Here is a 14,550-nt window from a genome sequence, read left to right on the forward strand (position 1 = left end):
CCCGGTTTTCGGTAACTCGTGGGAACCGACACACTACGGGCGGTAGACATTGGCATATGACGATCCTGACGACGGCCGCCCACCGCCCCGCCCTCGACGGCATCGACGCGCCCACTGCGCCCGCCACCCGGGTCACCCCGCAGGGCGCCGCCTGGCTCGCCTCCGCCTCCGCGCGGCCGGGGAACACCCTCGACGCCTGGGAGGCCCGGCCCGACGCGCCCGCCGTCCTGCCCTGCGGGACCGCCTTCGACGTCGTCAACGTCCCCCTCGTCCTCGGCCGGCGCATGCTCGACCTGCTCTGGGAGCGCGGGCCCGGCTCCGGACCCGCCGCCGTGCACCGGGGACGGATGCTGCTCTTCGCCTCGCCCGGCACCGCCCAGCGGCTGCCCGCACTGCTCGCGTGGGAGGAGTGGGGGCCCGCCGCCCCGACGCCGGCACCCCTGTGCCACGGCCACGGCGACACCGTCACCGTGCCCCCGCTGCGGCCGGGCCCCGGGCCCTCGCGGTGGCTGGTGGCACCCGACGCCCGACTGCCCTGGCTGCCCGGCCCGGACTGCCTGCTGTGGGCGTTCCTGCACGCTACGCGGGGTCCGGCCCCGGTATCGATTTTTGGTTCGGCGGATTCGGATGCTAGTGTCTACGACGTCAGCAAGCGCCGCTAGCTCAGTTGGTTAGAGCAGCTGACTCTTAATCAGCGGGTCCGGGGTTCGAGTCCCTGGCGGCGCACAGACGGGAGAAGGCCCCCACTCATCAGAGTGGGGGCCTTCTTCGTTCCCGCGCCGGCGGCGTCAGGTCGTGATCTTCACCGTGTAGGCGCCCGACAGCGTCCGGTCCGCGACCTCGATGGTGATCCGCTCCCCCGGAACGGTGAAGGTCTCGCCGACCTCCAGCGGGGCGTCGGCCAGCGGCGGGTACACCGAGCGGTCCCAGCAGGCCTCCGTGCGCGGATGCCCGTCCAGCACCTCGATCGGGCCGCCGCCCGACGCCGCCTCGTTGCGGACCCGGTAGACCAGGACCCCTTCCGTGCAGGTGTCCCCGTCGTTGCCGGCGGAACCCCGCGCCTCGACCGCGATCGCGCTGCCCGCGCCGGTACGGATCACCGCCAGCCGGGTGCCGCCCGTACCGCCGGGCTTCAGCGGCTGCGAGAGCGGCTGGAGGGTGTGCAGGGAGGTCCCGGAGCGCACGCAGTCGACCTGGGAGGCGTCCAGCCAGCCCAGCTTCCACTTCTGCCAGCCGAAGAGGTCGGGGGCCATCCCGAACTGGCTGCCCATGACGTCCCAGTCGCCGACGTACGTGTCCCAGTCGCCCTTCCCGTCCGTCGGGCGGTGGTAGAGGTCGGGCAGGTCGAAGACGTGCCCGGTCTCGTGCGCCAGCACGTTGCGGTCCGGCGGGTGCCGTTCGAAGACGGTGACGATCCGCCGCAGGTCCGTGCCGTCGGCCCGCAGGGGGCGGTCGAAGTTGACGACCTTGGTGGCGTCGGAGTCCACGCCGGGGGCGTTGGGGTCGGCGACGAAGTACACGATGTCGTACGCGCTGAAGTCCACCTGCGGATCGGCGGCGGCGACCGCCTCCCGCAGGTAGGCGGCCCGGGCGTCCGGGGCCCAGTCGCGCTGTATCCCGTACGCCGTCGACGGCCTGGGCATCCGGACCCACTGCCGCTGCGGGTGCGGGACCAGCCGGAAGCGGCCGTAGGAGGCCCGCTCGAAGAAGTCCCCGGTCGCGGGGAAGTAGTCGGCCGTCAGCTCCCCGGGGGTGACGGCGGGCTGGTGGTCGGGGAAGGAGAGGAAGACCATCACCGCGTGGAGCGTGCGCACCGGCTTGGGATAGGCCCGGTTCCAGGTGTCCAGGCCGAGGGAGTGGTGGGCGGCCGTGCGGGGCAGCGCACAGGGCCCGCCGGTGGCGGGTCCGGCGGCGACGGCGGGTCCCGCGACGAGCGACATGGCGGCGAGCGCCGTCATCGAGGTGAGGATGGCCGCCGTACTTCGCATGCGGGAGCGGTCCACTCCCCCGGGTGTCAGCTGTCGCGGCACATCGACCTCCGGTGGTGGATTCGTCCTGTTCCATCCACCTTGAGGTGATTGTCTTACTTATGCGCGGTTCCCCTGCCCCACACGGGTGAGCACTACGGCAAGCCGGTGACCCCCGGAGTTCACGCCCCCACCTACGGGTCGTCACGAACGGTCACCCGAGAACAGGGGAGGGCCCGCCGCGCTCAGAGGTGTGCGCAATCGATCGCCCCGCCGTGGCCGACGCGGCGTCAGCAACGGGCCGAGGGGGCGTCAGCACGGTGACGGCCCGTGCCCCACACGGCGACGCCGCTGGATAGGGCCCCCGTCAGCCTCTATGATCGGCACACTTTCCTGCACGGACACTCACGAGCACTGCGGGAGCCAACGGTGAGCGGAAGCTCAGAGGGAACCGGTTCGGCGGCCGACAGCATCCGATCGGCCCTTACGGAGCGTCACCCGGCAGTGCCGGCCGTGCCGGGCATGTCGGCCCCGCCTTCGGACGTCAGAGCCGCCGCGGCCATCGGCGGGGCGGCGGGCGAACCGCACGACTACCGCGCCGCCTTCGACGCCGCCCACCTCCCCATGGCCCTCGTCGGCCGGGGCGGCGACGTCATCGCCGCCAACCGGGCCCTGGCCGCCCTGCTGGGCGGCGAGCCGCACGAGCTCACCGGACAGTGCGCCGCCGACCTGGTGGACCTGGCCGCCGAGGCCCGCACCTGGCAGGCCTACCAGGAGGTGCTGCGCGGCCGGCAGGCCCGGCTGCGGTGCACCCGCCGCCTCAAGCACCCCGACGGGCACTCCCTGTGGACCGAGGTCACCCTCGGCCCGGTACCCGGCACCCCGGACGTCCTGCTGTCGGTCGCCGACATCAGCGACCGGCGCGACCTCCAGGCCCGGCTGCGCCACCTCCAGATGCACGACCCCGTGACCCGGCTGCCCAACCGGGCCCTGTTCTTCGAGCGGCTCTCCGCGGCCCTGGAGGCGTCCGCGTACGGCGGCGGCGGGACCGGCCGGATCGGCCTGTGCTACCTGGACCTCGACGGCTTCAAGGCCGTCAACGACACCCTGGGCCACCGGGTCGGCGACCGGCTGCTGACCGCCGTCGCCGCCCGGCTGACCCACTGCGCCGACCAGTCCGGGTACGGGCGTTCGGGCGGCCACCTCGTCGCCCGCCTCGGCGGCGACGAGTTCGCGCTGCTGGTCGAGGACTCCACCGGCACCGAGCAGCTCGCGGACCTGGCGCGCAGCGTGCTGGCCGCCGTCCAGGAGCCCTTCGACCTGGCCGGCCAGCGGCTGTCGGTGTCCGCGTCGATCGGCGTGGTCGAGCGGGACGCGGCCGGGACCTCGGCGACGGGCCTGATGCAGGCGGCCGACACGACCCTGTACTGGGCCAAGGCGGACGGCAAGGCCCGCTGGACCCTCTTCGACCCCGAGCGCAACGCGCACCGGATGACCCGCCAGGCCCTGTCCAGTTCGCTGCGGCCGGCCGTGGAGGGGGGCGAGTTCGAGCTGGAGTACCAGCCGCTGGTGGACCTGGAGAGCGGGGTGGTGCGCGGGGTGGAGGCCCTGGTGCGCTGGAACCACCCGCAGTTCGGCACGTTGACGCCGAATCGGTTCATCGGCATCGCCGAGGAGGACGGCTCGATCGTCCAGCTGGGCCAGTGGGTGCTGCGCACCGCCTGCCGGCAGGCGCGGCGCTGGCAGATCGAGCAGCCCAGCGACTCGCCGGTGTTCGTGTCGGTGAACGTGGCCGTGCGCCAGGTGTGGGACTCGGACCTGGTGGGCGACGTCGCGGAGATCCTCGCCGAGACCGGCCTGGCCCCGCAGCTGCTCCAGCTGGAGCTGACGGAGTCCGCGGTGATGGGCTCGGCGGGGCGGCCCCTGCAGGCCCTCCAGGCGCTCAGCGACATGGGCGTGCGGATCGCCATCGACGACTTCGGCACCGGCTACTCGAACCTGGCCTACCTGTCGCGGCTGCCGGTGTCGGTGCTGAAGCTGGACGGGTCCTTCGTGCGCGGCTTCCGCTACGAGGAGGGCACGCACCCGAACCCGGCCGACGAGACCATCGTGGAGGCCCTGGTGCAGCTGGCGCACCGGCTGGGGCTGACGGTGACCGCCGAGTGCGTGGAGACGGCCGGGCAGGCGGCCCGGCTGCGGCGGGTGGGGTGCGACACGGGGCAGGGGTGGCTGTACTCGCGCGCGGTGGCCCCGGAGCGGATCGCCGAGATGATCGGCGCCCGCCCGAACACGCGCCACCGCTGACGGGCGCACGGCCGCCCCCGGCCCGGGGTCGGGCGCGGGGGCGGCCGGCGCTCGGCGCCGGGTGGGGGGATCAGCAGGCGCCGAGGTCCTTCCAGACGCCCCATTCACCGGTGGTGCCGGGCACCTCGTTCTGGGTCCACCACTGGGCCTTCCACTTGTGGCCGTTGTACGCGACCTCGCTGCCGCCGGTGTAGACCTGGCCCGCGACGTAGGCCGGGGTGCTGCCGCAGCCGCTGCTCGGCGGCGTGGTCGGCGGGGTGGTCGGGGGCGTCGTGGGCGGGGTGGTCGGCGGGGTCGTGGGCGGGGTGGTGGGGGGCGTGGTGGGGGGCGTGGTGGCGCCGCCGAGGGCGTCGTTGATCTGGTTCAGCAGGGTGGTCTTGTCGTCCAGGCCGAGCAGGGAGTACATCATCGCGCCGGCCAGGCCGCGGCTCTTGCCGTAGTCGACCCGGGCCTGGATGGACTTCTGGTTCAGGCCGGTGAAGAACTCGCCGTCCTTGTAGAAGTACGAGGCCTTGGCCCGGTCGTCCCAGAAGGTGGTGGCCGGGTTGTCGACGATGCCGCCGAGCTCCTTGTAGTTGGCGATGCCGGCCTGCTGGGAGGTCGGGCGGGCGCCGGAGGGGCCGGTGGCGGTCTGGGCGAGGCCGTTGGTGGTGCCGGCCGGGACGCCCTTCCAGCCGCGGTAGTAGAACTCGTAGCCCAGGGTCAGCTTGCCCGCGGGGAAGCCGCCGGCGATGCCGTAGGCCGGGTTGCCGTCGAGCCAGGAGTCGATGGCGTTCTTGATGCCGTACTTCTGCGTACCGGGCGCGATTGGGTCGGTCGGGTCGGCGGCCGAGTCCAGCAGCGGGGACTGGTGGTACGTCGGCCCGTCGCCGTCCCAGGCGCCGTGCATGTCGTACGTCATGATGTTCGCGTAGTCGAGGTACGAACCGATTTTGTCCGTCTCGATGTATTTGATCTTGTCCTGGCCCGCCGGGAGGGCCGCGGTCAGCAGGTACTTCTTGCCGCCGTTGGCCTGGCCGTAGGCGTCGAGCTGGTCGCGGAACTCCTTGAGCAGCAGCGTGAAGTTCTGCTTGTCCTCGGGGGCGTAGTGGTTGCCGAGGTGGCCGCCGGAGGAGCCGGGGTACTCCCAGTCGATGTCGATGCCGTCGAAGATCCCGGCCGCCGTGCCGGGGCCGCCGTAGCCGTCGGCCTTGGGGAGGTTGCCCTTGATGTACTGGTCGATGCAGGAGGACACGAACTTCTTGCGGGAGGCGTCGGTCTTCGCCGCGTCGCTGAAGTACTTCGAGTAGGTCCAGCCGCCGATCGATATGTTGATCTTCAGGTTGGGGTACTTCGCCTTGAGCTGCTTGAACTGGTTGAAGACGCCCACGATCGGCTGGTCCCACTTGTCGGCGGTCCCGCTGACGCTGTCGGCCGCGCCGAAGGACTTGCTGTAGTCGGCGTAGGAGTCGCCCGCCCCGTCACCGGCGTTGGGGTTGTTGTCGTCGCCCGCCGCCTTGTTCGCCTCGAAGCAGGTGAGGTCGGTGGGGTGGATGTTGCCGAAGGAGTAGTTGATGACATCGAGCTTGCCCGCGATGCCCCGGGTGTCCAGGTGCTTGGGGTAAAACGCGTTGCCGTACACGCTCCACTGGTCGTAGTAGGCGATCCGCACGCCGCCGGCGGCGGTTCCGGAGGCGGCGGCGGTGGCGGCCCCGGCCGCCTGGGCGGTGCCGATTCCCGCGAAGGCGGCCAGTGCCCCGGCTGCCAGCGCGGCCGTGGCGGCGGCCGCGACGAGGGGTTTACGGATGTGCATGAACTGCCTCCGGGGGGTGGGAGGTGAGGGCTCGGCTTTCGGGTGAGAGAAGTGATAGCGATCACGGCACACCCCAGTCAATGGTTTGGACCAAAGAAGGACTAGACCACTGAGCCGGTAAATCCCCTCGTCAGAGGCGTGGCGGCAGGCCAGAAACCGCCAGCCACCCCGGGTGACGAGCGGTTTAAGGATGTCTTGGGTCATGCTCCGGCAAGCTTTCGGCAACAAACCAGCCAAACCCCGTTCGCCTGCGCGCGGTTCGGATCAGCCCCCGGGTCAGGCCTCCGCGGGCAGGCCGTACGCGTCCGCGACGAGCCCGTACGAGCGCACCCGGGCGGCCCCGCCGTGCGCGTTGGCGGTCAGCATCAGCTCGTCCGCGCCCGTCCGCTTCACCAGCGCGTCCAGGCCGGAGCGGACCTCGTCGGGAGTGCCGTGGACGACGTTCGCGAGCCAGCCGTCGACGAACTCCCGCTCCAGCGGCGTGAAGGGGTACGCGGCCGCCTCCTCCGGCGTCGGCACCAGCCCGGGCCGGCCGCTGCGCAGCCGCAGCATCGACAGCGCGCCGGTGAGCACCTGCGCGCGGGCCTCCGCCTCCGTGTCGGCGGCGAGCGCCGAGACCCCGATCAGGGCGTACGGGGCGTCGAGCACGGCCGAGGGGCGGAAGCTCTGGCGGTAGAGGTCCAGAGCCGGCAGGGTCCCGGCGGCGGAGAAGTGGTGGGCGTACGCGAACGGCAGCCCGAGCTCCCCCGCGAGGCGGGCGCTGAAGCCGGAGGAGCCCAGGAGCCAGATCGGCGGCCGGGCGCCGGGCCCCTGCACCGGGCCGGGGACGGCGTGCACGCGGGCGTACGGGTGCCCGTCGGGGAAGTCGTCGTCGAGGAAGCGGGTCAGCTCCGCGAGCCGCCGGGGGAACTCGTCCGCCGCCTCGTCCAGCCGCCCGGGCCCGCGCAGCGCGGCGGCCGTGCGGGGGTCGGTGCCCGGCGCCCGGCCGAGCCCCAGGTCCACCCGGCCGGGGGCGAGTGCCTCCAGGGTGCCGAACTGCTCGGCGACGGCCAGCGGCGCGTGGTTGGGCAGCATCACCCCGCCCGAGCCGAGGCGGACGCGGGAGGTGTGGGCGGCCAGGTGGGCCAGGATCACCGCCGGGGAGGAGCTGGCGACTCCGGGCATGGAGTGGTGTTCGGCGACCCAGTGGCGGTGGTAGCCGCGGGACTCGGCGAGCCGGGATATCTCCACGCTGGTGCGCAGGGAGGCGCGGGCGGTGCTGCCGGCGCCGACGGTGACCAGGTCGAGGACCGACAGCGGCACCGGCGCCGCGCCCCGGACGGTCCCGCGGACGGGATCGGCCGCGGGGGCCTGCGGCGCACCCGCGGCGGCACCGTCCGCGGGGGCTCCCGCCGGACCGGGTCCCGTACCCTCGGCGCCCCTGGCCGCCTCGCTGTCGCTCATCGTCGTCGCTCCCGTTCCGTCCGGCTCGTACGCCCCACGCGGCGTCCGTACGGAGAAGGGGAACGGCGGGTGGCCGCGGGTCATTCCCGGCAGACCGGGACAGGTCCATGACTCTGGCATATGCCAGACGAGTAGACCCAGGCGGAGGGGCCCGATTGAGCCATCAATCTGCTCAACACACGCTCCACGTGGGCCCCTTGATGGCTATCGTGGTAGAGCAAGCGGTAACAACCTGGTAGGGGGAAACCGTGGCGCTGAAGCCCGAGCCGACCGCGCCGTTCCACTCGGTGCAGTACGCCCTGCGCGTGCTCGAAACGATCTCGCGGCACACCGGCGGTGTGACCGACGTCCAGATCGCGCGTGAGACCGGCCTGCCCGCGGTCCATCTCGCCCCGATGCTGCTCATGCTGCGCCGCGAGGGGTACGTCCTCCAGGTCTCCGACGGCGCCTACGCCATAGGGGATTCCCTCGTCCTGCTCGGCTCCGGGAGCGACCGGCAGCAGGCCCTCCAGGAGAAGCTCCAGGACACCCTGGACCGCCTGCGCGACTCGGTCGGCGCGGCCGTCTACATCAGCCGCTACGTGGACGGCGAGGTCCGGATCACCCAGTTCGCGGACAGCCCGCGCACCCCGAAGGTCCACGAGTGGGTCGACTTCCGTTCGGCGGCGCACGCCAGCGCGGTCGGCAAGTGCCTGCTCACCCAGCTCGACCAGAACGGGCGCCGCGACCACCTGTCCCGCCACAAGATCGCCCGGCTGACGTCGAAGACCATCGTGAACGAGCGGGTCCTGTTCTCGAAGCTCGACAGCCAGCCCGCCACCGTGCCCGTGCTGGACCTCCAGGAGTACGCCGTGGGTACCGTCTGCGCGGCGGTCCCGATCACCGCCGGCGCGGCCGTGGGCTGCCTGGCGCTGTCCATGCCCGTCGAGCACGCGCACCGGCTGCGCGCCGCCGCGGACGCACTGAACCGGAAGGCCGCGCCGCTGCTGCTGTCGCTGACGCTCTGAGCACGGGAAGGGGCGAAGAGCACAGGGGCAAGGGGCGCGGGGGGTTCTGCTGGGCAGGGCCCGGAAAGCACTTCGGGCGGTTCCCGGTGAACCGGAAACCGCCCGAAGATCAGGTGCGCCGCCAGGGACTCGAACCCCGGACCCGCTGATTAAGAGTCAGCTGCTCTAACCAACTGAGCTAGCGGCGCTTGCTGACAGAGAAAATACTACCTGGTCCCGAGGGGTGCTCCAAACCAGGTCCGCCGGTCACCAGGAGAGGGCCGCGATCTCGGTCCCGTCGGGGGTGCGGACGCTGACCGTGCCGGTGTCCCCGTAGACCTCGTGGCGCCAGTCCGCGAAGACGTGCGCGAGCCGGCGGCCGTCCTCACCGAGGCCCTTGCCGACGGAGCCGGTGGTGAAGGCGATCCGGGCCTGGCCGGTCCCCCCGTCCTTGCGGACCCGGACCTCCTGGGCTCCCGTGGCGGGCACGAGCCGGTCCGCGTCGGCGCGGTGGCGGGCGTAGTAGGCGTTGAACTCCCGGGTCATGTCGTACCAGCCGTCCACGACCGGGCAGGGGCGCGCGGCGCCGCCGTCGGTGGGCGGGCCGGGGGTGCCGGTGTCCTGGTCGGTCGGGGGCTGCGGGGTGCCGGTGTCCTCGTCCGTCGGGGGCTGCGGGGTGCCGGTGTCCTCGTCCGTCGGGGGCTGCGGGGTGCCGGTGTCCTCGTCCGTCGGGGGCTCGGGTGTGCCCGGGTCCTCCTCCGTGGGGAGGTTCGGGGCGGCCGCGGCGCAGGACGGGGAGGGCGCCGGCGGGGGCGGGGCCGCCCGGCCCGCCGGGTGCGTGCCGCAGGCCGCCAGGGCGAGGCTCAGGAGCAGGGCCGCCGCGGCCGCGCAGGCCTTCGCGGCCGACGGCGCGGTGGGCGGTGTGGTCGTCATGGTCGTCGTGGTCGTCGTCATGGGAACCCCCCTCCCGGAGGAAGAGGGCTCCGCGCGCCTCCCGGTTCCGCTCAGCGGCCCAGGAGGTCCCGGCGGCCCTGGTCCCCGTACACCGACAGCAGCGCCTCCAGGGCCGGCGCGTCGAGCGGGCGGTAGGCGCCGGCGACGCGGTGCCAGACGGGCTCGGGGCACAGGAAGCCGGTGCGGCGCAGGGCGGCCCGGTGGATCTTGTTCGTCGCGGTGACGGGCAGGGCGTCGAGGATCCTGACGTAGCGCGGGGCCATCTTCGTGCCCAGGTCCGGCTGTGCGGCGAGGAAGGCGGCGAAGGCGTCCGGGTCGAAGGCCGCACCCTCGCGCAGGGCCACGGCGGCCATCACCTGGTCCCCCGCCACCTCGTCCGGGACCGCGTGGACGGCGACGGCGGCCGCGGCCTCCCAGCGGGCCAGGATGTTCTCGATCACCGCGGCGGCCAGGTTCTCGCTGTCGACGCGCAGCCGGTCGTCCGTGCGGCCCGCGAAGTAGAGGAAGCCGTCGGGGTCGCGGAAGAACAGGTCGCCGGTCCAGTACCAGCCGTCCCGGGTGCGGGCGGCCTCGGCGTCGGGGTTGCGCCAGTAGCCCTCGAAGTGGTTGCGGCCCCGGTTGACCAGCTCGCCTATGGCCTCCTCGCCGTTGTACAGGCGGCCCCGCGCGTCCAGGACGGCCGGCGGGCACGGACGGCCCGTCTCCGGGTCGACGACGGCCAGGTCGTCGCCCGCGCCGGCCCGGCCGAGGGCGCCCGGCGGGGTGTCGGGGGTCCGCTGGATCGAGGCGCCGCCCTCGGTGGCCCCGTACCCCTCGACCAGCCGGACCCCGAACCGCTCGGCGAAGCGGGCCGCGTCCACGGCGCCGGCCTCGGTGCCGAAGCCGAGGCGCAGGGTGTGCTCGCGGTCGTCGGGGCGGGGGCCGGTGGCGAGGAGGTACTGGACGGCCCGGCCGACGTAGGTGAAGTAGGTGGCCCCGTACGCGCGCACGTCGTCCAGGAACGCGGAGGCGGAGAAGCGGCGGCGCAGCGCGACGGGCGCGCCGGCGGCGAGGGCGGGCAGCCAGCAGGCCATGACGGCGTTGCCGTGGAAGAGCGGCATGCAGACGTAGTGGACGTCGTCGGGGGTGACGTCGAAGTGGCGGGCCAGGGAGTGTCCGGCCGCGGCGAGGCGGCCCTGGCTGCAGACGGCGGCCTTGGGCGCGCCGGTGGAGCCGGAGGTGAAGTAGAGGAGCAGCCGGCTGTCGGGGCGGGGGCCGCCCGGGCGGACGCGGGCCTCGCCGGGCGCGGCGGCGGCGTAGGGGGCGAGGAGGGCGTCGTACTCCTCGGTGCCGGTGACGAGGATCCGCACGCCGGGCAGGTCGAGGCCGCGCAGGAGCGGGAGGTGGGTGGGTTCGGTGACGAGGAGGCGGCAGTCGGTGTGGAGGATGTCGCGGGCCAGTTCGGGGCCGCGCCGGGTGGGGTTGATCCCGGCGACGGCGGCCCCGGCGAGGGCCGCCGCGCCGAGCCAGGCGGGGAACTCGGGGGTGTTGTCGAGCAGCACCCCCACGTGCGGCTCCGCTCCGGGCGGCAGGAGGTCGGCGAGGAGCGCGGCGCGGGCCGCGGCCTCCTGGGCGGCCCGGTGGCGGCTGAGGACGACGGCCGGCGTCCGGATGCCGCCGGGGCCGGCTTCCGCACCGTACTTCAGGCCGGGCCGGTGGTCACCCCACTGGCGCGCGATGAGCTCCGCGACGGTTCCGGCTTCGGTCGTGCTCGTCGTCCGCATGCCGCCGGAGGGTAACTGACGTTGCGTCAGAACTGAACGTCGGAACAGGCGTAGAACGCCATCGCGGTGTCGTTGACCGTCCAGACGGCGAGGATCATGTGCCGCCCGGTCTTGCCGCCGGGCATGGTGCCGCGGTGGATGGTGGTCATGTCCGGGCGGCCGCCGTTGTAGGGGACGACGAGGAAGGGCTGGGGGTCGAGGGAGGCCCGGGTGAGGGGCTTGGTGGGGTCCCAGCCGTTCTTGGTGACGTAGTACCTGAAGTCGGTGGTGGAGTGGTTCGCGGTGAACTGCCAGCGGAAGTCGAAGCTCTGGCCGGAGGTCACGCGGGTGGCGGGCCAGGTGCCGCCGCGGGGGTCGTCGAGCTGGGCGAACTCGCTGTGGCCGCCGGAACAGATCTGGCCGTCGGCCGGGCCGGCCGCGGGGAAGCCCTTGTAGCCCTCGACGCTCTGCGGCTCCCACTGGATGGGGCCGCAGTCGGGGACGGTCTTGTTGGCGCAGAGCTTCTGGCGGCTGATGGGGGTGTCGGTGTAGCCGTGGCCGCTCGCGGTGGGCGCGGTGAACAGGGTCGCGCCGGCGAGGAGGGCGGCGCCGAGTGCGGTGGCGCCGGCGGCGCGGCCGGGTATGCGGAAGGGGCGCATGATGCTCCTTGGGTGTGGGGGGAGTGCCTGGCGGGGCGTGCGCACGGTGGGGAGGGGCGCGCTGGGGAGGGCGCGGGCTTCCGGAGACGGGCTAGGTCTAGACCAAGTCCCACAGTATTGACGGGAGTTGGCCATGTCTATACCAATGCCGAAACGGGCGGTCCGGTCGTTGCCGGCCACCCGTTTCGGCTGGTGAGCGTCAGGTACGGCTGTTACTGGTCGGACCTGCCGGTGTAGAAGGCGACGGTGAGGTCCTTCACGAGGGCCTTGCGCTCATAGTCGTCCAGATCGACGATCCCGCGCGAGGTCAGCCGGTGGACGGTGTCGTCCACGGCGTCGACGACGGCGGTGAGGACGGTGTCCCGGTGCTTGGCGTCGATCGCCGCGATCCGGCGGCGGCGCATCGCCTCCGCGACCTCCGGGGCGTACTCGATGCGGGTGGGCTGGGCGGAGAACACCTCGATGCCGACGGCCTCGGTCTCGGCGGCGAGGGTCCGGGTCAGGGCCTCGCCGACGGCCTCGGCGTCGCGCAGGGTCGGGGCGTCCTCGTGGAAGGCGTCGGCCGGGAGCCGGGACAGCACCCGGGCCGTGGCCGATTCGACCTGCTCGGCGAGGTACTCGATGTGGTCCTCGACGGCCAGGGTGGCGCGGGCGGTGTCCCGGACCTGCCAGACGACCTGGACGACCACCTGCAGCGCGAGGCCGCCGGAGTCGACGGCGGGCATGGGCTCGCTGCGCCAGTGGCGCAGCCGGACGTCCACGCGCCGGCGCAGCAGGAGGGGGCTGATCCAGGTCAGGCCGGTACGGCGGACGGTGCCGCGGTAGCTGCCGAAGAGGGTGAGCACCCAGGCGTGGCCCGCCTTGGCGCGGCCGAGGCCGCCGAGGGCGAGGAGGGTGACGACGCCGAGGAAGGCGAGCGGGGGCCAGTGGGTGACGCGCAGCCCCTGGTAGGGGCGGGGCGGCACCCCGAAGGCGGCGACGAGGGTGGCGGGGACCACCCCGGCCCGCCAGAGCACGGCCGCGCAGCCGGTGAGGGCGAGGGCGCCGACGGCCACGGCGATCCACCCGGGCAGCACCGGGCCGCGGTGCTCCCGCAGCCGATCGTCCCCGCGGGGCACCCGCCGCCCCCCGGACACCGCGCGCTCGGCGGGGCGCCGGGCGGGGGCGGGGGCGGGGGCCATGGGCTGGGCCCGGAACGGCAGGTGTACGGGTACCTCGGTCACGGCGGCCCCCCGCACGGGCCCGCGCGGCGCGAGGGGTCCGGCCTCCCCGTCCCCCCGCGCCCCCGCCCGGCCCCCGATGCCGCGGGCGACGGCCTGGGCGACGATCTCGGCCACCCCGGGTCCGGGCACCCCCGACCCCTGCGGGCCCTCCTCCCCACCGTCCCGCGCGGCGGGCACGTCCCCCCTCGGGGTGACGGGGGCCTGCGGGGCCGCCCGGTGGGGCGGCTCGGCGCCGGCGTGCGGGGCCGGCCGGTGGGCCGGGTCCGCGTGGTGCTGCGGGCCGGTTCGGGTGGCGAGGGGGTGCGGTTCGGGCCGGGGGGCCGGGGTGGTCGGGTGCTCCGGCTCCCCGGGGCCCGCCTCCCCGCCCGCGGACCGGGGCGGAACCAGCGGCACCTCGCCGAAGGCCACCTCCGCGCGGCGGACGGAGCCGGCCGTCTCCGCCGGGTCCGCGACACCCCGCCAGAACCCCTCCGCCTCCGGGACCGGAGCGGCCGCACGGGCCGGGACCGCTGCCTCCGGGAGGGGCACGACCACCGGGACGGGCTCCTCCGCCTCCCGAACGCCCCGCCCCGTACGGGCCGAACCCGCTCCCTCCGGAACGGGAACGGCCTCACCGGCCACCCCCGCCCCCAGGCCGGGGACGGACGCACGGGCCGAAGCCTCCGCCTCCCGAACGGGACCCGACGGACGCACCGGAGCCGCCGCGTCCGGGAGGGGAACGACCGCAGCAGCCGCCTCCCGGACGGGCACGGCCGCACGGGCAGGAGCCGCCGCCTCCCGGACGCGCACGACCGCAGGGACGGGCTCCTCCGCCTCCCCGACACCCCGCCCCGTACGGGCCGGACCCGCTCCCTCCGGAACGGGAACGGCCTCACCGGCCACCCCCGCCTCCCACACGGGAACGGCCGTACGGCGCGGGACCGCGGTCTCCGCCACGGGAACGGGCGAACCGGCCGATGCCGCCGCCTCCCGAACGGGACCCGGGGGAAGGGTCGGATCCGCCGCCTCCGGGACCGGAGCGGCCATCTCCCGGACGGGCACGGCCGCGCGGGTCGGAGCAGCTGCCTCCGGGGCCGGAGCGGTCGCGGGGGTCGGGGGTGCCGCCTCCGGGAGGGGGGCGGGTGGGGTCGTCGCCTGCGGTGGGGGAGTGGGGGTGCCGGGGTGGGCCGGGGGTGTGGTCGGGGGTGCCGGGGGGTGGGTGCGGAGCAGCGGGGCCGTCGCATGGCCGGGCTCCGGCGCCCCGGGCCGGAGTTGCTCCGCCTGCGCACGGGGATCCGTCCCGGAGGTCGTGGCGCCGGGCGGGGTCGTCAGCGGGCCCGTGCCCTCCGCGGTCCTCGGCCGGGCCACCGGGTCCAGCCCGGCGGGGTGTTCCACCGGCCGGGCCGCCGGCGGCGTCTCCCGGGGCGGGCGGGGCTCGGCGGAAGCCTGTGGCTCCGGGTGGGGCGTGCGGGCCGGGGCGACGGGGCCCGAGGCGAAGCCG

Annotated in this window: 10 protein-coding genes and 2 tRNA genes; 4 read left to right on the forward strand and 8 right to left on the reverse strand. The window is 74.4% G+C overall.

Going from position 1 to position 14,550, the window contains the following annotated elements; genetic code table 11:
- The first annotated feature begins 56 nt into the window (after positions 1-56).
- Positions 57-662: a bifunctional DNA primase/polymerase gene (locus WDV06_RS08450; RefSeq protein WP_395509016.1), complete on the forward strand. Its 606-nt coding sequence runs from the start codon at positions 57-59 to the stop codon at positions 660-662.
- A tRNA-Lys gene (locus WDV06_RS08455) sits at positions 653-726 on the forward strand. The genes WDV06_RS08450 and WDV06_RS08455 overlap by 10 nt, the downstream gene beginning before the upstream one ends.
- Before the next feature lie 62 nt (positions 727-788).
- On the opposite strand, the gene WDV06_RS08460 is transcribed toward WDV06_RS08455, so the two are convergent.
- The gene (locus WDV06_RS08460; RefSeq protein ID WP_395509017.1) at positions 789-1,988 is read right to left on the reverse strand and encodes a M6 family metalloprotease domain-containing protein; all 1,200 of its coding nucleotides are present in this window, start codon (positions 1,986-1,988) and stop codon (positions 789-791) included.
- 501 nt (positions 1,989-2,489) lie between these two features.
- On the opposite strand from WDV06_RS08460, the gene WDV06_RS08465 reads away from it, so the two are divergent.
- A complete protein-coding gene (locus WDV06_RS08465; RefSeq protein ID WP_395509018.1) occupies positions 2,490-4,271 on the forward strand; it encodes a putative bifunctional diguanylate cyclase/phosphodiesterase in 1,782 nt (593 codons plus the stop codon).
- 70 nt (positions 4,272-4,341) lie between these two features.
- Here the strand turns inward: WDV06_RS08465 and WDV06_RS08470 are convergent, their stop codons facing one another.
- Entirely contained in the window at positions 4,342-6,063 is a 1,722-nt protein-coding gene (locus WDV06_RS08470) for a glycosyl hydrolase family 18 protein (RefSeq protein WP_395509019.1), read from the reverse strand.
- A 276-nt stretch (positions 6,064-6,339) separates the two neighbouring features.
- Positions 6,340-7,506, reverse strand: coding sequence for an LLM class flavin-dependent oxidoreductase (locus WDV06_RS08475; RefSeq protein WP_395509020.1), 1,167 nt, complete (start codon positions 7,504-7,506; stop codon positions 6,340-6,342).
- 248 nt (positions 7,507-7,754) lie between these two features.
- Here WDV06_RS08475 and WDV06_RS08480 point away from each other — a divergent pair, with 248 nt between their 5' ends.
- On the forward strand, positions 7,755-8,513 hold the full coding sequence (locus tag WDV06_RS08480) for an IclR family transcriptional regulator (protein WP_395509021.1): 759 nt from the start codon (positions 7,755-7,757) through the stop codon (positions 8,511-8,513).
- A 114-nt stretch (positions 8,514-8,627) separates the two neighbouring features.
- Here WDV06_RS08480 and WDV06_RS08485 read toward each other — a convergent pair.
- The 5 genes from WDV06_RS08485 to WDV06_RS08505 form a co-directional block, all read right to left on the reverse strand.
- Positions 8,628-8,701: transfer RNA gene (locus WDV06_RS08485), tRNA-Lys, on the reverse strand.
- Between the two features lie 58 nt (positions 8,702-8,759).
- Positions 8,760-9,446 (reverse strand): hypothetical protein, encoded by a 687-nt coding sequence (locus WDV06_RS08490; protein ID WP_395509022.1) that lies wholly within the window; start codon positions 9,444-9,446, stop codon positions 8,760-8,762.
- Positions 9,447-9,496: 50 nt separating this feature from the next.
- Positions 9,497-11,209: an AMP-binding protein gene (locus tag WDV06_RS08495; protein WP_395509023.1), complete on the reverse strand. Its 1,713-nt coding sequence runs from the start codon at positions 11,207-11,209 to the stop codon at positions 9,497-9,499.
- 26 nt (positions 11,210-11,235) lie between these two features.
- Entirely contained in the window at positions 11,236-11,847 is a 612-nt protein-coding gene (locus WDV06_RS08500; RefSeq protein WP_395509024.1) for a lytic polysaccharide monooxygenase auxiliary activity family 9 protein, read from the reverse strand.
- Positions 11,848-12,059: 212 nt separating this feature from the next.
- Positions 12,060-13,604, reverse strand: a complete 1,545-nt coding sequence (locus WDV06_RS08505) for an SPFH domain-containing protein (protein WP_395509025.1) — start codon at positions 13,602-13,604, stop codon at positions 12,060-12,062.
- Positions 13,605-14,550: the final 946 nt, after the last annotated feature.

The sequence above is a fragment of the Streptomyces racemochromogenes genome (assembly GCF_044129415.1).
GTDB lineage: Bacteria > Actinomycetota > Actinomycetes > Streptomycetales > Streptomycetaceae > Streptomyces > Streptomyces racemochromogenes_A.